The organism is Castellaniella sp., from assembly GCF_036379515.1.
Taxonomy (GTDB): domain Bacteria; phylum Pseudomonadota; class Gammaproteobacteria; order Burkholderiales; family Burkholderiaceae_B; genus Castellaniella.
Genome location: NZ_DASVGN010000031.1, coordinates 177,532 through 202,840 on the forward strand (window position 1 = coordinate 177,532; position 25,309 = coordinate 202,840).

Genomic DNA, 25,309 nt, shown 5'->3' on the forward strand with positions numbered 1-25,309 from the left:
TTTGGGTACGCCATTTAGCGTTGCACGCTTGCGAGCGCGCTTTTCACGTCCCTGCGAAATCGAGCCCCGGTGTTTCGAATGCCGTGTCGCAATAGTGTGCGCCGAGTGGTTCGCGAAGCGCCGGTGATGTAGAGGTGGGCCCCGCGTTGATTGGCTTTTCTGGCCAGGCCCTCCAGCGTGGCGACGCCCGTCGAATCCAGAATCGAAACCTCGGAAAGATCCACCACGTAGGCCTTGGGGTGGTCGCCGATGCGATCGAGCACTGACTCGACAGCCGAGGTCGCTCCGAAGAAAAATGCGCCAGTCACCCGGATGATGGCGATGTTGCGGCCTTCGGCGGCGGCCTGTTCGTCGTCCTCGAGGGGGCCATCCACGTCGTTGTCCGATCTGTCGTCCGCTACTTGAGGGTGGCTGTGCTCCACCTCGACGCTTTGAGCCATGCGGTGCATGAACAGCAGGGCGCTGAGAGCAAACCCGACCAGGATGCCTTCGCTGAGGTCGCGGAAGATCACCAGCAAAAACGTGACGAGCAGTACGACGGCGTCTCCCCACGATGCGCGCATCAGCACGGCGAAGGCGTGCTTCTCGACCATGTTCCAGGATACGACGGCAAGCACGCCTGCCAGACCCGCCAGCGGGATGTAAGAGGCGGCAGGTGCTGCGACCAGTACGAAGAGCAGCAGGAAGACAGAGTGCAGCATCCCGGAGATTGGTCCGCGTGCACCCGCGCGTACATTGGTCGCCGTGCGCGCGATGTTGCCTGTCACGCAGATGCCGCCGAACAGCGGAGACGCAATGTTAGCGAGCCCTTGTGCCACCAGTTCGCAGTTGGACCGGTGGCGCCGTCCCGTCATGGAGTCTGCCACGACGGCCGACAGAAGGCTTTCAATGCAGCCCAGCAAGGTGAACGCCAATGCGTTGGGCAGTACGTCCAGCACTTTCGCGTAGGTGACCTCAGGCAGATGAGGGGTAGGGAGGATTTGGGGAATCCCTCCAAACTGGGTGCCGATGGTCTGGACCGGCAGACTGAACAGCGAGGCACAGAGCGCTGCGACCGCGATGGCGATGAGGTAGGAAGGCCAGTGTGGGCGATACCGCCGAAGAAGGGCGATGATGCCAATGGTGATGACTGCGAGCAGGATTGCCGCAGGTGTGGCGGTCGGCAGAGCAGCGCCAAGTGCTTGCAATTTTGGCAGTAGCGGGCCGGGTTCGTGTTCCAGATGCAATCCGAACAGGTCGCGGATTTGGCTGGCGAAAATGATGACGGCAATACCCGCGGTGAAGCCGACCGTCACGGGATAGGGGATGTATTTGATGAAAGTGCCCAGGCGCAGAAAGCCGATGGCGGCCAGCATGAGCCCGGAGAGCAGCGTCGCCAGCAGAAGTCCTTCCACGCCATGCTGGGCGACGGCGGCTGCGACCAGCACGATGAAGGCCCCGGCTGGCCCACCAATCTGGAAACGGCTGCCGCCGAAGGCGGACACGATGAATCCGCCGATGATGGACGTGTAAAGTCCTCGGTCTGGCGTGACGCCCGATGCGATGGCGATGGCCATCGACAGCGGGAGCGCGACGATGGCGACGGTCAGCCCCGAGATTGCGTCGGCCCTCAGACTGGGCAGTCCGTAGCCTTGTTTGAGTACTGTGAAGATCTTGGGCGTGTACAGATCGCGAAAGCTGAGGCTCGAGGTCGAAGAGGCCACGGTCGTGTTTGTCCTTGTGGTCTGTGAGGTCTATGGGTCTGTGGGGGCACGTCGTTGAAGGCACCATGATACGTCCTGTCCGTGCAGGCTCGTCGTCGGTCGCTTGGACGAAGGCGCCTGGGTAGCGCGGGTTGCTGCATGGGTTACAGTGGGGGCCTTCAGATCTCTGCACACTTTGCCTCCTTGGAGACCTTTCATGAAAACCAAAGCAGCTGTTGCCTGGAAGGCGGGCGCTCCCCTCACCATCGAAGACGTCGATCTTGCCGGACCCAAGGCGTTTGAAGTCCTGGTCGAAATCAAGGCCACGGGCATCTGTCATACCGACGCCTATACCCTGTCGGGTGCTGACCCAGAGGGTCTGTTCCCGGCGATTCTGGGGCACGAAGGGGCGGGCGTGGTACTGGAAGTGGGCCCTGGTGTCAGCTCGCTCAAACCGGGTGATCACGTGATCCCGCTCTATACGCCTGAATGCCGTCAGTGCAAATCCTGCCTGTCGCGCAAGACCAATCTGTGCACGGCCATCCGGTCGACCCAGGGCAAGGGGCTGATGCCGGATGGCACGTCTCGCTTCAGCGTGAACGGTCAGCCATTGCATCATTACATGGGTACTTCCACCTTTGCGAATCACATCGTGGTGCCCGAAATCGCGCTCGCCAAAGTGCGTGAAGACGCTCCCTTCGACAAGATCTGCTATATCGGCTGTGGAGTCACCACAGGCCTGGGGGCCGTGATCTTCACGGCCAAGGTTGAGGCGGGTGCCAACGTGGTCGTGTTCGGTCTGGGCGGCATCGGGCTCAACGTCATTCAGGGGGCCCGCATGGTGGGTGCGGACAAGATCATCGGAGTCGATCTGAACCCCGAGCGAGAAGCCATCGCACGCCGCTTCGGGATGACCCATTTCGTCAACCCCAAGAATGTGGATAATCTCGTGGATCACCTGGTGCAGCTCACAGACGGCGGAGCCGACTACTCCTTTGAATGCATAGGCAACACCCGGGTGATGCGCCAGGCGCTGGAGTGCTGCCATCGGGGCTGGGGGCAGGCGATCATCATTGGCGTGGCTGAAGCCGGCGCCGAGATCTCCACTCGTCCATTTCAACTGGTGACCGGTCGGGTCTGGAAGGGCTCCGCTTTTGGTGGCGCCCGGGGCCGCACGGACGTGCCGCGCATTGTCGATTGGTACATGGATGGCAAGATCAACATCGATGACCTGATCACGCACAAATTGCCGCTGGAGCGGATCAACGAAGGCTTCGACCTGATGCATCGAGGCGAGTCCATCCGCACGGTGGTCGAATACTGAGGGTGGGGGGAGTCATTCGATTCATGTTCAGGAGGATGTATGTTGGAATTGACGAGTCGACATGGTTGCTTCGGGGGTGAACAGCGCTTCTACAAGCATGATTCGATCGCCATCGGCCTGCCGATGCGCTTCTCTGTATTTGTGCCGCCTCAGGCGGTGCGCGGTGAGCCGGTTCCGGCGCTGCTCTTCCTGGCAGGACTGACGGCCAACGAAGAAACATTTGCACTGAAGGCGGGTGCTCAACGTGTCGCTGCCGAATTGGGCCTGATGCTGCTGTCGCCCGACACCTCGCCCCGAGATGCGCACGTGCCCGGCGAAGACCAGGATTGGGACCTGGGGCTGGGCGCGGGCTTTTATCTGAATGCCACCACGCCCGGCTGGTCCACGGCCTACCGGATGGAAAACTACGTGGCTGAAGAGTTGCCCGAATTGTTGCAGACCGAGCTGGGTGCCAATGATCGCTTAGGCATTTTTGGGCATTCCATGGGCGGGCATGGTGCACTGACCCTGGCCCTCAAGCATCCGGACCTTTTTCGCAGTGTTTCTGCCTTCGCGCCCATTGCGGCTCCGAGCCGTTGTCCTTGGGGCAAGAAGGCTTTCACGGCTTACCTGGGGGACGATCAGTCGGCCTGGGAATTTCATGACGCCTCGGCACTGATGGCGGGCATGCGTACCCCGTTTCCCAAGGGTATCCTCGTTGACCAGGGGCTGGACGACCGCTTCCTCGCCGAGGGTCAGCTGTTGCCCGAAGTGTTCGAAAAAGCCTGTCGGCGGGCGCAGCAGCCTCTGACCCTGAACCGGCGCGAAGGCTACGACCACGGTTACTACTTCGTGTCCACGATGATGGAATCTCACCTGCGGTTTCACGCCGAGCAGCTGGGTACGTAGCTCCGTAAAAACCCTGTCTTGACAGTAAAACTGCTTAGGCACACCATCAACGCAAATCGATTTGGTTGAAGAATAAATGTGGACTAAATCGATTTCTACAATAATTACTCTGACGAGAGACAAGGCGATGGAGACTTCTCATCCTGCACTCGACGCCCCTGTGGCAAGCAGTGTCCACCCTGTAGATCAGGTTCGACCAGTGCATACACTGATCTTGTTTGCCATCCAACACATTCTCGTGATGGTGGCCACCCCGATCTCGTCTGTATTTCTGATTGCCAGCGCGCTGAGCCTGCCGGACGATCTTGCGTCGGCGCTGTTGTCCAGCGTCTTCGTGTTCAGCGGGCTAGGGTCCATCCTGCAGTCAGTCGGGATCTGGAAGGTGGGCGTCAGACTGCCGTTCGTCATGCTGCCAGGCGGGGCGGCCACGATTCTGTTCATTTCGATCGCCCACGGGACAGACTTGCAGACAGCGGCGGGCGCGGTGATTCTGACCGGTATCTTCTACATTCTGACGGTGACCGTATTCGTCCGTGTCCTGAAGTACTTTCCACCCTTGGTCATTGGCACGATGGTGGTCGTCATCGGGATCAATCTGGTCAAGGTGACTGGGCAATTGGTGACTGGCCGCCCCGGGACGCCGCACTTCGGTGACCCCATGGGGCTTCTGCTGGCCCTGGTGACTTTGGTTCTGACCGTCTTGTGCTTTCGCTTCCTGCGCGGCTTCTGCCGCCAGCTGTCGGTGGCCCTGGGGTTGATTGGGGGCACGATCTTCGCAATGCTCCTTGGCCAGACGTCTTTCAGTGCTCACTTGGCAGGCCCGGCATTCAGCGCGCCGGCGTTTCTCCCGTTTGGTCTGCCACATCTGGATCTCATTGCGGCAATCCCCATGTTGGTGTGGAGTCTGGCCTCGATGGCTGAGGCGACGGGGCAGACCGTCATCAACGGTGAAATCGTGGGCCGTGAGGTGGTCGCTACGCGCGATGTACCCCGAGTCATTCGATCAGATGGGATCATTTCCATCATCGGCGGGTTCTTTGGGACTCCCGCTATGGTCACCAGTGGAGAAAACATCGGGATCGTGCGTGCCAGCGGTGTTCGCAGCCGCTATGTCACAGCCTTTGCGGGTATTTTGCTGATTCTGATTGGCTTCACTCCGTTGGCTCGTATTCTCAATGGCATTCCGGCAGCAGTGGTGGGAGGGACGGCAGTTGTCGTGTTTGCCATCATCAGTGTTCTGGGGATTCAGATGCTCGCCCGCGTGGACTTCACGAAGACCGGCAATCTGGTGACTTGCACGCTCGCGCTGGCCCTGGGGTTGCTGCCGGTTCTCATTCCCGGCATGTACCATCGTCTCCCGGAAAACCTGTCCGCCATCATCGGCAGCGGGGTGGCCATGAGCGCGCTGGTGGCCGTGCTCTTGAATCTGCTCTTCCACCATACCGGACGTGGTGATGATTCCGGTAGCCAGGAAGACAAAAAGCCTCGGGTAGAGGCGCGGCCAGCCAACTACCGGATTTGATGCCGGCTGCTCAGATGCGCATGGTCGATGCCCGCTTTATCAACGTGGGCGCCGGCAAGTCACCTGAGAGCTGCACCTCGCCGGTGGACAGAAGCTCCAGCAGAGTACTGACGGCCGCATGGGACACCGCATTCAGGTGCAGATCCACGGCGGTCAGCGGGGGTTGGCAGGTTTGCGCGCGCAGCCCGTCGTAGCGGGTGGTCAGCAGCAGGTCCCGCCCGACGGTTCGGCCAGAGTCTGCCGCAGCCCGTGCGGCGCCGCTGGCGAATGTGTCGATGGGCACGCATAGGGCATCCAGCTCGGGGTGCCTTTCTAGCAGCCGTCGGGTGGCCTCATAACCCGCCTGTTCCCCGCCGCCTTCGGGCGCTTCGGCCAGCACGGGTGCAAATTTTTTCCGGTGTGCCAGGTTCACGTAACACTCCCGAAAAGCCTGCTGGGACTCTCGGCCGCTGGAGCCCAGCACCAGCCCCGGGGCGCGGGCACCTGCTTCGAGCAAGTGCATCAGCAACAGTTCTGCTGCGCGTTCGTGTTGCAGATCGATGTTTTCCGGTCCCGGGCGTCCACCGATCGTGACATAGGGAATGGATCTCTCTTCGAGTTCTTGAGCAATCGGGTCGTGGGGTGCGGGTTCCAGCAGAATGGCCCCGTCCATGTCGAGCAGGGCCAGGGGATTGCATTCGTCGACGGGCGGGGCCAGCAGCAACACGTAGCCGCGCAGTAGTGCGGTCCGGGCCGACCCCATGGCCAGTTCGGTGAAAAAGCCCAGTTGGGATGCGCCGGCAGACACGGCAGCGGGCATCGAAGAGAGGAGCGCAATGGCATGTGAGCGCCCGGTTCGCAGGCGTTGCGCCCGCACGCTAGGTCTGTATCGCAGGCGTGCGGCAACGTCCTTGACGTGCTGACGAGTTTCAGGGTCGACCTGTCCGATGCCGTTCAGCGAATGTGACACTGTGGTGGGTGACAGTCCCGCCTCGCGGGCGACATCTGCAATCGTGACACGCTTGTGCTTCTGTTGACTGGTGGTCATAAAACCTGAACGTTGCGTTTACGCCTGCAGGATGACGGCGATTCCTGAGAGGCTGGAGAATCCTAACACGATGTAACGCAACAGGGGGCCATCGAGGCGATGGTGCACGAACTTGCTGGCGTATGAACCTAGCGCGAGGAAAGGCAACATGCCGGCCGACATCAGCAGGATGTCCGACGTGATCTTGCCGCTGAATGCGAGCACGATCAAAGAGATGATTTCACCCACCAGAAAACACAGCGCCACGGTGGAACGAAGCACGGGGCCTCGTTTGTGCTGGTACGCCAGGGCGAGTGGCGGGCCGCCCACGCCGGTGGATGTTTCGGTGACCCCGGTGATCAGTCCCACGATGCCCAAACCGGTTCGATTCATATCGAACGAGGGGGACAGCAGGGCGACTACCGCGGCGACCAAGGTGGACCAGCCGATGAGGAGCGCAAGCTGATGCAGGTTGACGACGAGCAGAATCCACAATCCGAAGAAGGTACCGACGAAGCGCCCTACGCTGATGAGCTTGACCCCTTGCCAGTGAATCGCGGCGTGCTCGCGCCAGCCGATGTAGGCGTTCAGCGGCACCATGAGTATCAGCAGCATGACGGGGATGAGGCTCGGCGCGAACAGGGTGACCACGGGAGCGGCCAGCATGGCGAAGCCCATCCCGCTTGCTCCCTGAGCAAAAGCCGAGACGAAGACGGTCAGGCCAATCAGAAAAAAGGCAGTCGTGGTCATGCGTGCTGCGCCTTCCAGCGTGCGCGATGCTCGCCGGCCGAGGGGTCTACGCGCTGTATGGGTGCTGCCGATATGATGCGGGCGGAGATTTCGCGCGCCTTTCTCAAGAGGGTGTCGCCGTCCCACCCGACTGGTTGGCCTCGGTCCAGGCGCAGACGGCCCTGTACGATCACGGCTTCGATCTGATCGCGGTTTGCCAGGCGCACCAGTTCCCACTCCAGATCCCAGGATGGGACGAATTCCGGAGTGTCCAGCTTCACGACCAGGAGGTCGGCAAAGGCACCTGGGGTGATTTCACCGACCTTGCCGCGTAACCCCACGGCGTCTGCGCCTCCGCGAAGCCCTTGATCCAGCCACCGCCAGCCGCCGCCTGATGAAGAATCGCCAGCCGCCATGGTGTAGGCCAGCCGCTGTGCGGTTTCTGCGGCGTCCACCAGCCTGAAGGCATCACTGCGAGTGCCATCTGTTCCCAGCCCGACGCGCACGCCCAGCTCACTCAAAAGCAGCGCGGGGGCGACTGCGTTGCCTTTCCAGGCGCTGGCGACCGGGTTGTAGCTGATGGCACCGCCGCTGTCGCGCAGCAGCATGATTTCGTCGGATGTCAGCAACGTTGCGTGGGCGGCGAGGAGCTCGGGCCCCAAGGCGCCCAGGTGAGCCAGCCGTTGCAGGGGTCGCCATCCTGTCGCCACAAGTGAGCGCTCGACAGCAGCCAGATGCTCGTTGAGGTGAGTCTGAAAGGGTACTCTCGCTTCCCGAGCGAGAGCCGATACGGCAACCAGGACTTCGTCCGTCGCTGCTTCGGGAATGGAAATCGCCAGCGATGGGTGGGTCAGCTCGTCTTCGTGCCACCGACTGAGATGGCGTTGTGCAAGGGTGACGATCTGCTCACGGGTGGCAGTGGGTGCGCCGCCCTGTAAATCGTTGCAGATCACGCTCAATACGCACCGTAGCCCGACTTCCGACGTCACGTGGGCAATGGCATCCACGTCCACAGAAGCGCGCGTGCCTGCGTCAGCGACGGTCGTGAACCCCCCGCGTAGCGATTCCCAGGCGGCAAGCCGGGTCGCGGTCTCGATCGCTTCAGCATCCATGTATTGTTCCATGGGCACCCAGACCCGCTTGAAGATCTCCGAGGGCTCCCCGAAGACCAAGGCCTTGCCGAACGATTGAGTCAAGTGATGGTGCGCGTCGATGAATCCAGGCATTAATAGCCGGCGCGGGAGTGTCACGCGGACCGTCTCCGAGTCTGTGAACTGTGCTGCCGGCCCGGTGGCGGCAATACGGCCTTGTTCGACCAGCACAGCCCATTTTTCGTGGGGTCCATCTGGCAACAGGGCCCATTCCGGGAGCAGCAGCACGGGCTGTTTGTGCATGCTTCTGAGCTCGTGCATTTTTTCTCCTGGCACCGCGTTGTTCGGGGATCTGGCAACATCCGGATTCGGTGCTGCCTTTTTCTACGAAATCGATTTGGGCGATAGAAAAGATTGTACCCGTCTGCCTGTGCCCCGGCAAACAGGAACTTCTATGCTGTGACCAGCACTTCTTCCAGTTTCTCTCCTAGTGCGTTGAGTACAGGGGCACAGTCTCCATGGAAAACGGAGCCGTGCATGGTGGCCAGCGTCTTGGGCTTCAGAGCGGCCAAGCGTGCGAGGGTGGGGCGAGTGCGTGACGTAAAGGGGATGGAATCTCGAAACGGGGTGCTCTGGTTTCTTTGCAGATCGGCGATGGCCGGTGTAAGGATGTCGTCGCGCACGAGCGGTGGATTTCCGTGTTGCACGAACAAGTCGGAACAGAACAGCACCTGCTCGGTTTCATCAAAGAGCAGACTGGATTCCCAACTGTGGGGCACGTAAGGGGTGATCAGGAACCGAAGGGTGTGCCGGCCCGTACAGAGCCGCTCGTCATCTTGCAGCACACGAGGCGGTCGAATGGCCACGTCGTTTACCCCTGTCGCGGCGGCCACCACGCCCGCCAGGGCGGTGGCATGGGGGGCCTGTTCCAGCCACTGGTTCAGCGAACCGTTCTCGTCGGACTCGTTGTGGCTGAAGCCGATCCAGCGCAGTGCCTCGGGCTTGATCAATGACCGCACTGCGGCCAATACTTCGGGAAACAGACGGTTGTGGCCGGTGTGATAGAGCAGTGGCTCGTCGTCACGGATCAGGAACTGACTGAACTGCAGATCTGCTGCAGAAACGTAGGTTGTGATCCGAAAGATGTCGGGGGCGATTTCATCGATAGTGCTCATGGGGATAGGTTCCTGGTTGGTCTGACCTTTACATTTTGAACCATTCCTCGCTTTTGCCGTCATATGAAGCGAAAGCAGCAATCGAGTCGCCGGTAATGCGTCCTTGCAATAGGCATGCGAGTTGCCGCGAGCGTCGGGCATGGAGACCATGAACCCGGAGCCGCCTGGCTTGAATCTGGTTCCAGATGAGGGGGAGGACTCCACTCCTGCAGGAGTGGCCACGTCTTTTCTTGGTGGGGGCAGATCATGAAGGGTACGCAACTTCAACCGAGCGAGCACCGGATTTTCAAGGTGGCGCTCGCAAGCATCATTGGGTCGATTATCGAGCAGTACGATTACCTGGTCGCTGGCATCATTGCAGCCACGGTGTGGGGCACCGTGTTTTTCAAGCTCCCGTCTTTGGCTTCCATCGCGGCAGCCATTGGTGTGTATGGGCTGGGCATCATCATCCGGCCAGTCGGGGCGTATATTTTCGGCAACATTGCGGATCGGGTCGGCCGCAAGGATGCCATGGTGTATGCCCTGGTGCTGATGGGGCTGAGCACTTTGCTCATCGGGCTGACGCCTTCGTATGACACGATAGGCGCCTCTGCAGCCGTCCTTCTCATCATCTTTCGGTTGCTGCAGGGCATCAGTTTTGGTGCCGAGTTCGGTACTGCATCGACTTGGGTGGTGGAACAGGCGGCACACTCAAAATTCCGGGCATTCTGGGGCGCCTGGGTAGGATTCGCGATCCCCATCGGCCTGCTGCTCGGCTTTGGTTCAGTGCTATTGGTGCGGTCTATGATGACGCCCGCGCACTTCATGGAGTGGGGCTGGCGCCTGTTCTTCTTCTTTGGTTTCCTGGTGGCAGTGGTCGGGATCGTGATCCGGATTCGGACGGAAGACAGTTTCGTTTTCGAAGGCTACAAGGCCAAGAATGACACACTCAGGAGCCCTGCCAGCCAAGTGTGGCGCGAAATGCCGGGCCGTGTGTTGCGGACGTCGCTGGTCAACGCAATGTTTGGGGGGGTGTTCTTCCTGAGCTTCGTTTTCGGGTCCAGCTACATGAAGGCCGTGGGATTCACTCCAGAAGAGGCCGAGTCCATCGGGCTGATTGCGGCGGCGTCCATGTTTGTCTTCATGCTGATAGGTTCGCTGCTGACGGATTACATCAATCGCCGCACGGTGCTGATGATCGCTGCGGTGGTGGCCTTCTTGTCGGCAATCCCCTACTTTTACGTCATCAATACGGGCAGCTATTGGTGGGCCGCCATTGCGGAAATCATCAGCTTCGGGTTTGTCTTTGGCTTCGGTTATGGGGCGGTGCCTACGTTCTATACCGAGAATTTCCCGACCAAGTACCGGGCTTCAGGTGCCAGCGCGGCCTATCAGATCTCGCAGGTGTATGGCGGTGGGCTCGTCCCCATCCTGGCCGGGTTGCTGCTGAACGCCTTTGGCATTCACCACGCGTACATTTATATCGGACTGATGATCATGTGCTACGCCGTGGCGGCCGTCATCGCGTTGGCGATGACCCCCGATACCAAGCACGCGGATCTGGAGTTGGTCTCGTAGAAGAAAGCAGCTACGCAGTGCTGGCCGCTCAATGCGCCAGGGCTGCGTAGCGCGCACAGTCCGTAGTGTGGTCCATCAGGCAACCAATCGCTTGCAGGTACGATTGGCAGATCGTAGGGCCTACGAAGGTAAAGCCCAGTTTCTTGAGCTGCTTGCTCAATTGCTGGGCTTCGGGGCCGGCGACGGGGATGTCTTCCAGGTGCTCGTAATGATGGATGCGGGGCTTTCCATCGACCGCTGACCAAATGATGTCTACAGGATCGGGCAGGGCCAGCCAGGCGCGCGCGTTCTTGCCTACCGCCTGCAGTTTGAGGCGGTTGCGGATGATGGCGGGATTCTGCATGCGGGTCTCTACCCAGGTCTCATCGGTCTTGGCCAGCGCGTGCGGATCGAAGCCCAGAAGCGCCGTGCGGAAGGCCTCACGTTTGCGCAGAATGGTGATCCAGGACAACCCGGCCTGGAAGCCTTCGAGGATCAGCATCTCGAAGAGGTGCTGCGGGTCATGCGAAGGTACTCCCCATTCGTGGTCGTGGTAGGCGACATATAGAGGGTCGTTGGTGCACCAGGTACAGCGTTGTGGGCTCATGTTGAACGTCGTCCTGTACTTCAAGATACTCGAAGATGTGGAGCCCCCGCCTGGAGCTTGCCGATGCAGGCGGCCTGGGTAAAGTCTTCTGTCTTCAGCAGGTCCAGCACCTCATCTGCGGCGTCTGGCGCGCAGGCGATGAGCAGTCCCCCGGATGTCTGAGGGTCCGTGAGCAAGGTTTGGGCAACAGGTGGTAGCGTTGCCCTCAGTGTGACGTCGGCCTGACAGGCCCTCCAGTTGCGCGCAGACGCGCCGGTGTAGATGCCTGCCTTGGCAAAATCCAGTACCCCTGGCAACCAGGGCAGGGAGTCGAACTGGATTTCAGCCTGCAGGCCGGAGCCGCGGCACATTTCCAGCGTGTGCCCCAACAGGCTGAAGCCCGTCACGTCCGTCATGGCATGGACGGATTTCAGCGTGCCCAGCCGCGCGCCCGGCGTGTTGAGCTGGGTGGTGCTGGTCAGCATCGCCTGATAGCCTGTGGGGCTGAGTTGTTCCTTTTTCAGGGCCGCCGATAGGATCCCTACGCCCAGCGCCTTGCTCAGGATGAGCACATCACCCGCGCGGGCCTGGTCGTTGCGCCGAATGTGGTCGGGGTGCGCCATGCCCATGACTGCCAGGCCGTAGATGGGCTCGACGGAGTCGATGGAGTGGCCGCCCGCGATGGGGATGCCTGCCTGCTCGCAGACCGAGGCTCCGCCCACCAGCACCGCGTTGATGATTTCTGGGGGCAATGTCTTGATGGGCATGCCCACCAGGGCCAGCGCCATCAGGGGGCGCCCACCCATCGCGTAGACATCGGAGAGTGCGTTGGCGGCTGCGATGCGGCCAAAATCGCGCGGATCGTCCACGATGGGCATGAAGAAATCGGTGGTGGCAATCAGCGCCTGTTGGTCGTTCAGACGGTAGACGGCCGCATCGTCCGAGGATTGCGTACCGACCAGTAGGTCAGGAAAAGGCCCGACCGGTGTGGCGTTGCGCATGAGTTGCGCCAGGACGTCCGGGGCAATTTTGCAGCCACAGCCGCCCCCGTGGGACAGAGAAGTCAGTCGTGGGATGGGGGCCAAGGTCATGCGGGTTCCTGTGTCGAAAGTGACGTCCCAACGCTCAGCTGAGTCATCAGCGCACGAGCTTGCGTGCCGTGGTCGTTGGCGGTGGGGTCGTAGATGAAGTCTTGTGCCTGCGTCAGGCCCTCGTAGTGGGTCTGGCTGCTGCGGCGATAGGCCGGGTCGTAGTGTTGTTCGACAAGTTCCAGGAAAAGCTCGGCGCGCTGATCGTGCGCAATCATGTCCTGCCAGCCGGCAATGGTTTTGTGGCTGTGCAGGCCCACGAGTTGCTCGAGCTTCTGGCTGAACGCATCAGGTGCGTCGAAAAGGTGCCGGTAATCTTGCAGCAAGAATGCGATGCGTTGCGGCATGTCGGCACGCACGCGTACGCAGTGACCGGCCCGCATGGCTTGTAATAGGGCATCGGGCAGGCTCAGACGGCCGATGCGCCGGCTTTCGGCTTCGACGAAAACCGGTTGCTCGGGTTTGAGCGCGTGGATCGCTTCGTGCAGTGCGGTTTCGAAGCCGCGTTGGCTGGGTTGCGGGCACTCGGGCAGATCGCCCAAGAGCGACCCACGGTGACAGGCGAGGCCTTCCAGGTCTAGCGTCTGGGCGCCCACGTGCCCCAGCGATTGAAGCAGCCGGGTCTTGCCGGAGCCTGTCGGCCCCGTCAGGATGATGCAGCGCAGCCCTTCAGGCCAGCTGGAGAGCCCGGACAACACGTGGTTGCGCCAGGTTTTGTAGCCCCCATCCAGTTGCCGGGCCCGCCAGCCAATCTGGTTGAGCCAGCTGGTCATGGCGCCGGAGCGCTTGCCGCCGCGCCAGCAATACACCAGAGGGCGCCAATTGCGGGGCTTGTCTGCGAACAAGGTTTCCAGGTAATCGGCGATGTGTCGTGCGACCAAGGCGGCGCCCAGGCGAGTGGCCTTGAAGGGAGATTCTTGTGCGTAGATGGTGCCGATCAGCGCACGCTCTTGGTTGTCGAGCACCGGGGCGCTGAGGGCACCTGGGATGTGGTCGTCAGCGTATTCGGCGGGCGAACGCACGTCGATTACCTCGTCGAATTGACCAAGCGCATCCAGACCGCAACGCAAGGAGGCAGGAGAGTAAGTGGGGGAAGCCATGCCCTGGATTGTAAAGCTGGCGGAGCGGGGAAGTGGTGGGTGCTGAGGGGTTCGAACCCCCGACCTACGCCGTGTAAAGGCGCCGCTCTACCAACTGAGCTAAGCACCCCCGGTGATCTTGCACGTGGCCCACGATGGGCCGTCAGTCGCATCGGATGCTGAAACCTGCGTGCGCGCTGATTATATCGGTGCTGCCGGATACCGGCAAATGGCGTTGGGGTAAAACAAAAAAGCCACCCGCAACTTTGAGGGTGGCTTTTTCGGGGCGTAGCGACGTGGATCAGTTCACGGCGTCCTTCAGGGCCTTGCCCGGGCGGAACTTGGGCACACGCGCCTTCTTGATCTTGATGGCTTCGCCAGTGCGCGGGTTGCGGCCCGTGCGTGCGGCACGCTCGGAAACCGCGAAGGTACCGAAGCCTACCAAAGTGACGGACCCTTTCTTTTTCAGGGTTGTTTTAACGGCACCGACGAAGGCTTCCAAGGCGCGTCCGACATCAGCCTTGGAGAGATCGGTCTTGGAGGAAATATGCTCGATCAGCTCGGTCTTGTTCATTGATGAAATACCCCTGAGGTTTATTGTGACCCGGCGAGGCGGAACGCCGGATATGTAAATTGACGATTCTGCCACAGCCAGCAACCTGCAGAAGACAACTTGAGCCTTGCCCGTTTTGCGACAAGCCCACGTGCCCACGCGGCGTGCTGACTAAGGCGTATTAAGCCTTTGAATGGTGGCAGTGTCAAGAAAAAACACTGGAGACCCGCGTATTTACTGACTTTTGTTAACAAGCCGAACATTTTTGCGGGTATTCCCGGGCTTGCCAATCAGGCCTTTGCTGCATCTATGGCGTGGGTAAAGTCGTGGATCAAGTCGGGTTCGTCTTCGATTCCTACGGAGATGCGCAGAAAGCCATCAGGGATTCCCATCAGAGTCCGACGCTCGGGGCCCATTTCGTAGTAGATCGTGTGTGCGGCCGGCAGCACCAGGGTACGGTTGTCGCCCAGGTGCGTGGCCAGTGCGGCGACCTTGAGGTGATTGAGGCAGTCGAAAACGTCGATCTCGGGTTTGAGCTCCACGCCCATCAGGCCGCCGTAGAGCCCACCAAAGAACTGCGTGGCGCGTTCGTGTTGCGGATGGCTGGCCAGGCCGGGGTAGTGCACGCGGCTGACTCGTGGGTGGGATTGCAGCGCAGTGGCCAACGCCAAAGCGTTGGCACACAGACGATCCATGCGCAGTGCCATGGTTTCGGCACCGGCAGCGATGCGGTGAGCCACGTCTGAGGACAGTGTGCCCCCCATGTCGCGCAAGCCCTTTTTCTTAATTTGCAGCAAGCCCCACGTGTTGGACTCGCCCTTGCGATATTGTTCGTAGATGTGCGGAAAGTTGGCCCAGTCGTACAGGCCGGTCTGCGTCACCGCCCCGCCGAGCGCGTTGCCGTGCCCGCTGATGTGTTTGGACAGCGAGTTGATGACCAGGGATGCGCCGAAGTCGCGCCCCCGGCGAAGATAAGGCGTCGACAGGGTGCTGTCGACTACGTAGACGAGTTTGTGTGCGTCGCAGAGAGCGCCGATGGCCTTCAGATCGGCCACTTGGGTGCCCGGGTTGGCGATCGTTTCCACGAAGACCATGCGGGTATTGGCTTTGAGGGCGGCCTCTACCTGTTTGACGTCAGTGGCATCGACCAGAGTCACTTCCACCCCCAGGCTGCCCAGGGTCAGCAACAGGCTGTTGGTGTTGCCGAAGACATATTTGCTGGCAACCAGATGGTCGCCTTGGCGCAGCAGGGCAAAGAAGATGGCATTCAGGGCTGCCATGCCTGTCGCGAAACAGACCGTATTTTGCCCGTGTTCCATGGCGGTGATCTTGGCTTCGAGCGACGCCGTCGTGGGAGTGCCCGTGCGGCCGTAAGTGAAGCCGGCCTTCCGCCCTTGGAAGACTGCGGCGAGGTCTTCGGCCGTCGAGTAGGCAAATTCTGTGGAGACGTGAATGGGCTGAAAGATGGCCCCTTGCTCGCGCCGGGCGAGATGGTCCTGGTGGACAATCTGGGTAGTAAAGCCGTAATCGGACATGTTGTTGCGCCAGTGAAGTTCGAAAGAGGAAAGGGCGGCGCGCAAGGCCATCATGGGCCTCGTGGCAGTCAAACGGATCGGGTCATTATGCCTGTGAAGTCGCTGCGCCCGTTGGTGGTGCGGCCAGACGCTGGCGGACGCTTTCGTACAGGCAGATAGCGCTAGCCACGCTGACGTTCAGGCTTTCGACCGAACCCAGCATGGGGATTGCGACCAATTCGTCGCAGGTCTCGCGCGTGAGTCGCCGCATGCCTTCGCCTTCAGCGCCCATGACCCAAGCCATGGAGCGCCGTGCATCAATGGTGTGCAGCGGCGCCGTTGCAGAGTCGTCGGTGCCGACCAGCCAGACATCACGCTCGCGCAGCGCGCGCAGCGTGCGGGCCAGGTTCGTGACGGTGAGGTAGGGCACAGTATCTGCTGCGCCACAGGAGACACGCTGTACGGTGGCGTTCAGACCCACGGCACGATCTTTGGGCGCGATCACGGCATGTACGCCGGCCGCATCTGCTGTTCTGAGGCAGGCTCCAAGATTGTGCGGGTCCGTGACTCCGTCCAACACGAGCAGCAACGCGTGTTCGTGGCGTTCTTCGAGCGGGTCCAGCACGTCGTCGATTGAGACAGCGAGCGGACGGGGGCGGGCGAGCGCGACGATCCCCTGGTGCCGCAGCCCTTGAGCGAAGCCATCCAGGCGTTGGACGTCCGCTGCGTGCCAGTGGACGCCTGCTGCATCGAGCTGCTGGATGCAACGCTGCATGCGGGCGTCTTGTCGGCTGGTGTCCAGGTAGACGTCGCGGATGGAGTCGGGAGCATGGCGCAAGCGCGCCTGCACCGCATGAAAGCCGGCCAGGATCTGGTGCGATGACATGAAAGTCCTAGTGAGTTCAGGGCTAGCGAGCCCCCATGGCGTGATTGTAGTGTCAGGTCTGCGCTCCGCCAGCAGTGGTGGCAGAGCGCGGTGGGCGTCTTACGAGTGCCGTTTATGGGCAGCGGATTGACGCGCGGCCCGCTTGGCTTCGGCCCTTCGCTGCCGGGCCGTGGTGCCTTTGAGGGCCGCTGGCTTGGTGCCTGCAGCCTTTTTGTGACTGCGCGCCGTGGGGCGTTTGTCTGAGCTGATCTCGGCCTGCAGCGATTTGAAATCTTCGCCACGCATGAGACGGAAATCAATACGGCGTGCTTCGAGGTCGACGCGTGACACTTGGACTTGGAGTGCTTCGCCCAATTGATGACGGATGCCGGTGCGTTCCCCGCGCAATTCGTTGAGCGCCTCGTTGAACTGGAAGTAATCGTCGCCCAGCTCCGAGATGTGAACCAGACCTTCGACGTACAGCGTGTCGAGCGTGACGAAAACGCCAAAGCTGGTGACGCTGCTGATGTGGCCGCTGAAGGTCTCGCCCACGTGTTCGCGCACAAACCAGCACTTGAGCCAGGCTTCGACGTCGCGCGAGGCTTCGTCTGCGCGCCGCTCTCGGGCAGACATCCATGCTCCCAGGGCCTCCCAGGCGTCGTGTTCGCGCACTCGAGCCGGCATCGTCGGGTCGGGCGCTGGCCCCGGCAGGGCAGGCGGGGTGTAGGGGCGCTTACGCAGAATGCTGCGGATGACGCGGTGAACCAGCAGGTCGGGGTACCGGCGGATGGGCGACGTGAAATGCGCGTAGTGCTCGTAGGCCAGGCCAAAATGCCCGGTTTGTTCCGGGCTGTAGATGGCCTGCTGCATGGAACGCAGGCAGAGCGTCTGGATCGATGCAAAGTCCGGTCTTGCACGACTTGCTTCGATGAGCTTTGCATAGTCGCTGGTGTGCGGGTCGTCGCCACCCTCGAGGGTGAGCCCCAGGTGACGCAGAAAATCACGCAGTGTCTGGAGCTTCTCGGGCGTTGGGCCGTCGTGCACGCGAAACAGTGCCTGGCGCTTGTTGCGCACGATGAAGTCCGCCGCGCAAGTGTTGGCGGCCAGCATGCACTCTTCGATCAGGCGGTGCGCGTCGTTACGCGTGGTGGGCTCGATGCGCTCGATTTTGCCCAGCGGATTGCAGATGATGCGAGTTTCGACGGTATCAAAATCGATAGCCCCCCGTTTGCGACGTGCGGTGGCCAGGGTCTGGAACAGTTCATACGCACTCTGGACGTGCGGGTACAGGCTTCCCAGATTCTGGGCAGCCGGCCCATGCGGTTGTTGCAAGGCGGACCAGATGTCAGTGTAGGTGGTGCGCGCGTGCGAGTGGATGACGGCTTCGTAGAATTGGTAGGCCGACACAGCCCCTGCCTTGGCGCCGCTGGCCGGGATTGTCATGTCGCACACCATGACAAGGCGATCGACGTCCGGATTCAGTGAACAGAGGCCGTTGGATAGCGCCTCGGGCAACATAGGAATGACCCGGCGAGGGAAATACACGCTGGTGCCGCGCTCGATGGCATCGGCATCCAGAGCGGTATTCGGTTGTACGTAGTGGCTGACGTCGGCGATGGCCACGAGCAATCGCCAGCCGCGCCGTGCGCGCTTTTCGGTACCCAGGTTGATTGGCATGCAGAAGACAGCATCGTCAAAGTCGCGTGCGTCTTCGCCATCGATGGTGATGAACGGGATGTCGCGCAGGTCGACACGTCCCGCGTATTCCTGTTCCAGGGGGTGATCGGGAAACTTTTGAACTTGCCGCTGCGTGGCCTCGGAAAATTCGACGGGCACATCGAATTTGCGCACCGCGATTTCGATTTCCATGCCAGGGTCGTCGATTTCGCCCAGGACTTCGGTGATGCGTCCCAAGGGTTGCAGATGGCTGGCCGGCTGCCGCAGGATCTGCACCGAGACGACTTGTCCCGGTTCGGCGCCCGCCGTGTCTTGGGGGGCGATCAGAATGTCATGCTTGATGCGTTGGTCTTCGGGAGCGACCACGAAAGCACCGTGTTCCTTGAGAAAACGCCCCACCAGCTTGAGGGTACGCCGCTCCAGGACTTCGACGATGGTGCCTTCGGGGCGACCCCGGTATTCGCCGGTGGCCTTGACGCGAACCCGGTCGCCGTGCAGGACTTTGTCCATTTCGTGGGAAGACAGGAACAGGTCCTGGCTGTGGTCGTCCGGGATCAGGAACCCGAAGCCGTCGCGGTGTCCCTGAACCGTGCCTGTGATGAAGCTGGTGTTGTTGCAGATTTGCAACTGACCTTGCGGGTTGAAGCGCAACTGACCGTCGCGCTCCATGGCTTTGACGCGGCGAATGAAGCCCGCGGATGGGGGGATCGTTGCGTCGGCAGCATCCGCCAATGCTTCGAGTGAGAGCGGCTTGCCCGAAGTTCTCAGAATCTGGAGGACCCGTTCTCGACTGGGTACCTGAGGGTCGAAATCCGGCGGCAGATTCGCCGGAAATGAGGAAGCGTCGCGGTTGTTATCGTTGTTGATTCGCTTTTTCAAAGGGTGTTTGCATCCAAAAAATTTGTGTTGTATAGTTTCGCTTCTTCTGCGGCGCGGCACAAAAGTGCCACTCTAAAACAACAGAAGCCATAGCATACACGGTATGTATATGCTATGCCCAGGTGGCGGAATTGGTAGACGCGCATGGTTCAGGTCCATGTGCCGAAAGGTGTGGAGGTTCGAGTCCTCTCCTGGGCACCACAGAATGCAAGGCCCCGTGAAGCAATTCACGGGGCCTTTTTGCGTGTTTGGCCGGCATTCTCAAGAGGCTCCGGATGCCTTGGCGGGACGCCACTTCTTCCAGGCGAACGCTGCAACCTGTACACCGATGAGTAGCGCGCACGCAGCCATGAAGCCTGCGCTGATGGGGCGCTCCACGAACACCAGCAGGTCGCCGCGCGACAGCAGCAGGGCGCGGCGGAAGTTGTCTTCCACCAGGGGACCCAGCACGTAGCCCAGCAAGATGGTGGCAACCGAGAAGTCCAGGTAACGCAGCACGGCTCCCAGTATCCCGAAGATCAGCACCTCGCCGACTTCAAACAGGCTGTTCTCCGTGCTGAAGCAGCCGATGGCGATGAAGAACAGTGCGGCAGGGTACAGGTACTTGTAGGGGACCTGCAGCAGCTTTACCCAGAGCCCGATGAACGGGATGTTCAGTACGATGAGCAGCAAGTTACCTACCCAGAAGCTGGCGACCAGCCCCCAGAAGATGTCGGGGTGGGATGTAACCAGTTGGGGGCCGGGTTGTATGCCCTGGATAAGCAGGGCGCCCAGGATGAGCGCCATCATGGCGTCGCCCGGGATGCCCAGGCTCATGGTCGGGATGAAGTCGACTTGTGTCTTGGAATGTGAGGCGGCCTCGGGTGAAGCCACGCCTTCGATGGCCCCGTGTCCGAATCGTTCGGGGGTCTTGGAAATCTTGCGCTCCAGCGCGTAGGCAACGAAGGTCGTGATGGTGGGGCCGGTCCCCGGCAGTACACCGAAGAGCGTGCCTACGGCAGTGCCGCGCAGCATGGGAAAAAAGGATTTCTTGATCTCGGCGCGGGTGGGGCGCATGTCGCGAAAGCTCATCTTGGCGCCACTGCCTACCGTGGTCATGCGGTTGACGCTGAGCAGGAATTCGCCTACCCCGAAGAGCCCCATGGCGAGTGCAACCAGATCCACACCGTCTTGAAGGTGCATGAGCCCGAAGGTGAACCTCATGGTGCCGCTGTTGACGTCGGTGCCCACCACGCCCAGCAACAGGCCCACGAGGGTCATGGAAACCCCTTTGACAGCAGAGCCGCGTGACATGGTAGATCCGGCCAGCAGGCCGAGCAGCATGATGGAGAAGAGTTCGGCGGGACCAAACTTGAAGGCGATGTCCACCAGCAGCGGTGAAAAGAACACCATGATGAGGATGCCGATCGAGGCAGCTACGAACGAGGCCATCATGGCGATGCCCAGGGCTGCTCCGCCGCGCCCCTGCAGCGTCAGCGGGTAGCCGTCCAGGCAGGTGACGGCGTGGGGTGGGTGGACGGGCAGGTTCAGCAAGATGGCGCCGATGGCCCCGCCATACATGGAGCCGTAGAAAATGCCGGCCAGCATCAGGATGGCCGCCACCGGGTGCATCACATAGGTGAGTGGCAGCAGGATGGACATGGCCGTGAGGGCGCCCAGCCCGGGCAGCACCCCGATGAGGTTTCCGGCGATCACGCCGAAGATGGACCACATCAGGTTGTGCGGCTCGAAGGCGATGCCAAAGCCGTACATCAGGTCCAGCAGGGCTTTTTCGATCATGGTGTGCCCCACATGAGCAAGGGAAACTGCATGCCCAGCGCCCACCAGAAGATAACGACTGCGACGGCGCAGGTGATGGCTGACAGCACCAAGACCCCCTTGAGCGTGTTGTGCCGGTCACCCATCCCGGAGATGAAGACGATGGCGAATGTGGCCGGGATGAGGCCCAGGTAGGCGCCCAGCAGGATGAAGGCAGCGATCCCGCCGATGATGCACAGCCAGCCACGCCACTCGGGCTTCGTCTTGCCATCGCTGACATTCTGACCGGCGAGACCCTCGATGGCGATGATGATGCCGCACAGGATCAGCAGGCCGCCGACGGCCGCGGGAAAGAACCCGGGGCCCATTCTTCGCAAGGTGCCCAGGTGGTAGCGGCTTCCTGCAATCATGGCGCCCAGGCCAAACAGGATCATGAGGGCACCCGCGTAGTAGTCTTTGTTGAGGCGAGTCCGTGGCATGGCGGCGTGTCTGGATAGAGTGAAGACGGGGGCGGCAGCGACGGCCACCCCCGCAGGGCTTATTGCAGCCGGATGTGTTGCGACTTGATGATGCCGCCCAGAAGCTTGGCTTCTTCTTCGACGCGGACGCGCATTTCTTGCGGGGTGGTGCCCACGGCCTGCCATCCCTGCACCAAGAGTTTTTGGCGGATGGCGGGCTCTTTGAGCGCGGCGATGACGATGTCCGACACTTTCTTTTGCACCGCGGCCGGCAGACTGGCCGGACCTACCAGGGCGGTCCAGACCTCAAGGTTGAAATCTTTGACGCCGGCTTTGGCCAGTGACGGGATACCGGGGGCCAGATCGCTTTCTTGCGCGCTCGTCACTCCGATCGCCTTGAGCTTTCCGGCCTTGACCTGTGGCAGTGCGGTGCCCGGCGGCATCAGCGCCATCTGGACCTGGCCGCCGATCAGCGCCGTCACTACGGCCGGGTTGCCGCCGTTGTAGGGGATCTGCAGCGGGTCCAGGCCGGGCACGTCGGCCTTGAGCAGTTCCATGCCCAGGTGTGACACAGAACCTATGCCCACCGAGCCGTAATTCCATTTGTCGCCCTCTTTGCGGGCCAGGTCGAAGAATGCCGTGCCGGAGGGCTCGCTGGCGGGTGCCACCAGGATCAGGGGCGCTGTGGTGAGCAGACTGAGATAGCTGAAATCCTTGAAGGGGTCATACGGCAGATTGGGGTAGAGCATCTGCGACGAGGTCAGATTGCCGTTGATGACAATCCCGAACGTAACGCCGTCCGTAGCCTTGGCGACGTATTCAGCGGCGATGTTGCCACTTGCTCCCGATTTATTTTCGACGATGACCGGGACCCCCAAGGCCTTGGACAGCGGCTCGGACAGTGTGCGGGCCACCATGTCGGGTGTGGAGCCGCCTGGAAAACCGACAACCAGCTTGATGGGCTGCGAGGGCCAGTCCTTCGCTCGTGCGATCAGGGGGGCGGCCAACCCCGCAGTGGCAGCGGCAAGGATGAAAGTTCGGCGTTGCATGTGTGGAGTCTCCTAGTGGGTTTTATCTTGAGTGGGTGGAGTGAGAAAAGTTGTGGTGGCAGGCGGCAGAGGTTCGTCAGGCAGGCCGAGCCAGGCGCCGTTCGCACGCAGCGTGTGCTGCAGCAGTGCCACGGAAAGTGCACGTGGCGCTACGCCTTGCCGCAGGGCCAGGGCGCAGCCGGTGCCCGCTGCCTGTCCCATGACGAAGCAGCCGCCCGAAACACGGGCTGCTGACTGACCGCCATGCGTCATGCTGGCGCAGCGCCCCGCCACCAGCAGGTTGTCTATGCCTTGGGGCAGCAGCATGCGCCAGGGCAGTTGGTTGTATCCGGGGTTTGCTGCGCGGCCCTCGGGCGTTTCTGTTCCATGCGGCCAGCGGAATTCCACGGTGCCTGGCAGGTGCTCTTCGACCGGCCAGGCGTTCACGCCGATGGTGTCGTCAAAGCTGGCACAGCCAAGGACGTCTTCCTCGGTCAGAATGTATTCACCCATGATGCGGCGTGTTTCGCGTATGCCCAGTTGCGGCGGCAAATCGAGCAGATAGGCAGCCTCGAACCCAGGCATGTCTTTTTTCAGAAAGCGCAGGAATTGCGCCGATTGCTGGCGTCCTTCGCTTTCGGCAGCAGAGAGTTGCCAGGCGTCGGTGCCGTCGACCGGCCCGCCGTCCGGCCGAGCCAACTGGGTGACGTTGGCGCGCCATTCACTGGAATTTTTCTGCGGCCGCAGAATGGGGCGTTGGCGTGCAAAGTGTTCGCCTCTGGCTTCTGCCGCTTGCATGCGGGTGGCCACGTCGCGCCAGGCGGCGCCTGCCTGGCTGGCATTGACGCCGCCAATGCGCATCATCGTGCTGGGGTACAGCATCGAGTGGCCGTCCAGGCCCTTTTCGAAGGGGGCGCCCGCATGGGCGGCGACGTCGGCATCGCCCGTGCAGTCGATGAAACATTGTGCGGTGAGTGCAGCGCGCCCTGATTTGGTTTCGACCAGCACGGCTTCGATATGCTTGGGGTCGCGCATGATGACGTCGGCCACCCAGGCATGCAGCAGCACCTGGGCGCCCGAAGAGGCCAGCAATTCGTCGGCAGCCACCTTGTAGGCTGCCGTGTCATAGGCTTGCGCTGCAATCCGGTCGCTAAATAGTAGGTGAGGCAGGTTGAGCCCACCCAATTCGGCGATGCGGTCCAGCAGCTCTGCCCCTATGCCCTGGACGACCTGGCGGATCGTTCCGTACAGGTTGCCGTGCAGGCCGCAGAAGTTAGTCACCCCGGCGGCAGTCCCCATCCCGCCCAGAAAGCCGTAGCGTTCGACCAGAAGCGTGCGGGCGCCGTGCCGTGCGGCGGTTGCCGCAGCTGCAAGGCCGGCAGGGCCGCCCCCCAGGACGAGGACGTCGACGTGCGCCATAACCGGGGTCTGGCGGGCAGGCTCGACGAGCGTTTTGGTGGTGGCAGGTCTCATGATCGGAAAAGATTACAACGAATTGCCTTGCCGTGAATCTTCAACTTGTTGTCAGAAATCCTGTGTTTATGCGCGAAAACCATGATTCTTGCCCGTTTCCATTGGTCGCACTTTGCACTAGAATTTCGCACAAGCTGCGTTTGAGTGGCCGTGATTGCCCAGGCAATTCCAAAAATTGCTCACTCCAGCGTATTCTCAGCGAAAACCACAAGAGGTTCCAAGATGCAAAGCGTACGCACTTTATTGCTGGTCTCCCTCATGGCGGCGGGCAGCCTGACGGCCGCACAAGCCGCCGACATCAAGATCGGCATGGCCGAAGCCTTGTCGGGGCCGGCGGCCCAATATGGCCACTCGATCGAAAACGGTTTTCAACTGGCGGCTTCCGAGATCAACGCGGCTGGCGGCATTCATGGCGACAAGATCAAGTTCGTGGTCGAAGACGAGCAGGGCAAAAAAGACGAGGCCATCAACGTTTTTAAAAAATTGATCTTCCAGGACAATGTCCTGATGATTTTTGGCCCGACGCTGTCGAATTCGGCCCAGGCGGCGGACCCCATCGCACAGGCGGCCAAGACCGTGGCATTTGGCACGTCGAACACAGCCGATGGCATCACGTCGATCGGTAATTACATTTTCCGCAATTCGGTCACGGAGGCAGACGTGCTACCGGTGACGTTGTCGGTGGCGCAGCGCAAGCTGGGTATCAAGAAGGTGGCGGTGCTCTATGGCAATGACGACGTGTTCACGGTCAGCGGTTACCAGAATTTCAAGAAGGCCTTGGCTGACCTGAAGATTCCGGTCACCACGACTGAAACCTTCGCCAAGGGCGACGTGGACTTCAAGGCACAGCTCACCAAGATCCAGAGCACGCATCCGGACGCCATCGTGTTGTCCGCTCTCATGGCCGAAGGCGGCCCGATCATGGTGCAGGCGCGCCAGTTGGGCATCAAGCTGCCATTCATTGGCGGCAACGGCATGAATTCCGTGAAGATCTTCACACTGGCCCCGGGTGATGCCTCTAACGATCTGTGGGTAGGTAGCCCGTGGTCCATCGATAACGACACGCCGCAGAACACCAAGTTCGTGGCTGCGTACAAGGCCAAATTCGGGGCCGCTCCCGATCAGTTTGCAGCGCAGTCGTACGATGCCACCTATATCGCGGCTCAGGCCTTGAAGACGATCAAATTGACCGGCAATCTGGCGGCTGACCGTGCGGCGTTGCGCAATGCGCTGCCGTCCGTCAAGTGGACTGGGGCGACCGGGGCATTTGAGTTCATCCAGGCCAAGAACAAGGCGGGCCAGCCGGCCGGCTATGATGCCAAGCAGACCGCCATCATCAGCGTGACGCACAACGGCAAATACACGATCGAAAAATAAGTGTTGCCCGCCGTGCTGACA

Annotated in this window: 21 protein-coding genes and 2 tRNA genes; 6 read left to right on the top strand and 17 right to left on the bottom strand. The window is 61.1% G+C overall.

Going from position 1 to position 25,309, the window contains the following annotated elements:
- Positions 1 to 14 precede the first annotated feature (14 nt).
- A complete protein-coding gene (locus VF285_RS10995) occupies positions 15 to 1,703 on the bottom strand; it encodes a SulP family inorganic anion transporter (protein ID WP_346952658.1) in 1,689 nt (562 codons plus the stop codon).
- 196 nt (positions 1,704 to 1,899) lie between these two features.
- On the opposite strand from VF285_RS10995, the gene VF285_RS11000 reads away from it, so the two are divergent.
- The 3 genes from VF285_RS11000 (at position 1,900) to VF285_RS11010 (ending at position 5,416) form a co-directional block, all read left to right on the top strand.
- On the top strand, positions 1,900 to 3,006 hold the full coding sequence (locus VF285_RS11000) for an S-(hydroxymethyl)glutathione dehydrogenase/class III alcohol dehydrogenase (protein WP_346952659.1): 1,107 nt from the start codon (positions 1,900 to 1,902) through the stop codon (positions 3,004 to 3,006).
- A gap of 39 nt (positions 3,007 to 3,045) precedes the next feature.
- Positions 3,046 to 3,894 carry an S-formylglutathione hydrolase gene (gene fghA, locus VF285_RS11005; protein WP_346952660.1) on the top strand — a complete coding sequence of 283 codons (849 nt, stop codon included), beginning with the start codon at positions 3,046 to 3,048 and terminating at the stop codon, positions 3,892 to 3,894.
- 199 nt (positions 3,895 to 4,093) lie between these two features.
- Positions 4,094 to 5,416, top strand: coding sequence for a uracil-xanthine permease family protein (locus VF285_RS11010; RefSeq protein WP_346952661.1), 1,323 nt, complete (start codon positions 4,094 to 4,096; stop codon positions 5,414 to 5,416).
- A gap of 10 nt (positions 5,417 to 5,426) precedes the next feature.
- On the opposite strand, the gene VF285_RS11015 is transcribed toward VF285_RS11010, so the two are convergent.
- The 4 genes from VF285_RS11015 to VF285_RS11030 form a co-directional block, all read right to left on the bottom strand.
- The gene (locus VF285_RS11015) at positions 5,427 to 6,443 is read right to left on the bottom strand and encodes a LacI family DNA-binding transcriptional regulator (protein ID WP_346952662.1); all 1,017 of its coding nucleotides are present in this window, start codon (positions 6,441 to 6,443) and stop codon (positions 5,427 to 5,429) included.
- A gap of 18 nt (positions 6,444 to 6,461) precedes the next feature.
- A complete protein-coding gene (locus VF285_RS11020) occupies positions 6,462 to 7,172 on the bottom strand; it encodes a sulfite exporter TauE/SafE family protein (protein WP_346952663.1) in 711 nt (236 codons plus the stop codon).
- A complete protein-coding gene (locus VF285_RS11025; protein WP_346952664.1) occupies positions 7,169 to 8,563 on the bottom strand; it encodes an amidohydrolase family protein in 1,395 nt (464 codons plus the stop codon). Before VF285_RS11025 ends, VF285_RS11020 begins: the two co-directional genes overlap by 4 nt.
- Before the next feature lie 131 nt (positions 8,564 to 8,694).
- On the bottom strand, positions 8,695 to 9,417 hold the full coding sequence (locus VF285_RS11030; RefSeq protein WP_346952665.1) for an MBL fold metallo-hydrolase: 723 nt from the start codon (positions 9,415 to 9,417) through the stop codon (positions 8,695 to 8,697).
- 246 nt (positions 9,418 to 9,663) lie between these two features.
- Between VF285_RS11030 and VF285_RS11035 the strand changes: the two genes are divergently transcribed.
- Positions 9,664 to 10,974 carry an MFS transporter gene (locus tag VF285_RS11035; RefSeq protein WP_346952666.1) on the top strand — a complete coding sequence of 437 codons (1,311 nt, stop codon included), beginning with the start codon at positions 9,664 to 9,666 and terminating at the stop codon, positions 10,972 to 10,974.
- A 28-nt stretch (positions 10,975 to 11,002) separates the two neighbouring features.
- Here the strand turns inward: VF285_RS11035 and VF285_RS11040 are convergent, their stop codons facing one another.
- From VF285_RS11040 to rnr, 8 genes are all read right to left on the bottom strand, one after another.
- Entirely contained in the window at positions 11,003 to 11,560 is a 558-nt protein-coding gene (locus VF285_RS11040; RefSeq protein ID WP_346952667.1) for a DNA-3-methyladenine glycosylase I, read from the bottom strand.
- Positions 11,561 to 11,580: 20 nt separating this feature from the next.
- Positions 11,581 to 12,630, bottom strand: a complete 1,050-nt coding sequence (gene selD, locus VF285_RS11045) for a selenide, water dikinase SelD (RefSeq protein WP_346952668.1) — start codon at positions 12,628 to 12,630, stop codon at positions 11,581 to 11,583.
- Positions 12,627 to 13,727, bottom strand: a complete 1,101-nt coding sequence (gene mnmH / locus VF285_RS11050; RefSeq protein ID WP_346952669.1) for a tRNA 2-selenouridine(34) synthase MnmH — start codon at positions 13,725 to 13,727, stop codon at positions 12,627 to 12,629. The genes selD and mnmH overlap by 4 nt, the downstream gene beginning before the upstream one ends.
- Positions 13,728 to 13,760: 33 nt before the next feature.
- Positions 13,761 to 13,836 (bottom strand) — tRNA-Val (locus VF285_RS11055).
- Between the two features lie 171 nt (positions 13,837 to 14,007).
- Positions 14,008 to 14,280: an HU family DNA-binding protein gene (locus VF285_RS11060; protein WP_269495036.1), complete on the bottom strand. Its 273-nt coding sequence runs from the start codon at positions 14,278 to 14,280 to the stop codon at positions 14,008 to 14,010.
- A gap of 269 nt (positions 14,281 to 14,549) precedes the next feature.
- The gene (locus VF285_RS11065) at positions 14,550 to 15,794 is read right to left on the bottom strand and encodes a cystathionine gamma-synthase family protein (RefSeq protein WP_346952714.1); all 1,245 of its coding nucleotides are present in this window, start codon (positions 15,792 to 15,794) and stop codon (positions 14,550 to 14,552) included.
- Between the two features lie 85 nt (positions 15,795 to 15,879).
- Positions 15,880 to 16,659, bottom strand: coding sequence for a 23S rRNA (guanosine(2251)-2'-O)-methyltransferase RlmB (gene rlmB, locus VF285_RS11070; protein ID WP_346952670.1), 780 nt, complete (start codon positions 16,657 to 16,659; stop codon positions 15,880 to 15,882).
- A gap of 99 nt (positions 16,660 to 16,758) precedes the next feature.
- Positions 16,759 to 19,194 carry a ribonuclease R gene (rnr, locus tag VF285_RS11075; RefSeq protein WP_346952671.1) on the bottom strand — a complete coding sequence of 812 codons (2,436 nt, stop codon included), beginning with the start codon at positions 19,192 to 19,194 and terminating at the stop codon, positions 16,759 to 16,761.
- A 116-nt stretch (positions 19,195 to 19,310) separates the two neighbouring features.
- Here rnr and VF285_RS11080 point away from each other — a divergent pair.
- Positions 19,311 to 19,395: transfer RNA gene (locus VF285_RS11080), tRNA-Leu, on the top strand.
- A gap of 60 nt (positions 19,396 to 19,455) precedes the next feature.
- Here VF285_RS11080 and VF285_RS11085 read toward each other — a convergent pair.
- The 4 genes from VF285_RS11085 to VF285_RS11100 are packed head-to-tail and all read right to left on the bottom strand — an operon-like array spanning position 19,456 to position 23,911.
- Complete coding sequence (locus tag VF285_RS11085) at positions 19,456 to 20,973, bottom strand: tripartite tricarboxylate transporter permease (protein WP_346952672.1); 1,518 nt, start codon at positions 20,971 to 20,973, stop codon at positions 19,456 to 19,458.
- Positions 20,970 to 21,431, bottom strand: coding sequence for a tripartite tricarboxylate transporter TctB family protein (locus tag VF285_RS11090; protein WP_346952673.1), 462 nt, complete (start codon positions 21,429 to 21,431; stop codon positions 20,970 to 20,972). The genes VF285_RS11085 and VF285_RS11090 overlap by 4 nt, the downstream gene beginning before the upstream one ends.
- Before the next feature lie 59 nt (positions 21,432 to 21,490).
- Positions 21,491 to 22,459: a Bug family tripartite tricarboxylate transporter substrate binding protein gene (locus VF285_RS11095; RefSeq protein WP_346952674.1), complete on the bottom strand. Its 969-nt coding sequence runs from the start codon at positions 22,457 to 22,459 to the stop codon at positions 21,491 to 21,493.
- 12 nt (positions 22,460 to 22,471) lie between these two features.
- Positions 22,472 to 23,911, bottom strand: coding sequence for an FAD-dependent oxidoreductase (locus VF285_RS11100; RefSeq protein ID WP_346952675.1), 1,440 nt, complete (start codon positions 23,909 to 23,911; stop codon positions 22,472 to 22,474).
- A gap of 222 nt (positions 23,912 to 24,133) precedes the next feature.
- On the opposite strand from VF285_RS11100, the gene VF285_RS11105 reads away from it, so the two are divergent.
- Positions 24,134 to 25,288, top strand: coding sequence for an ABC transporter substrate-binding protein (locus tag VF285_RS11105; RefSeq protein ID WP_346952676.1), 1,155 nt, complete (start codon positions 24,134 to 24,136; stop codon positions 25,286 to 25,288).
- Positions 25,289 to 25,309 lie beyond the last annotated feature (21 nt).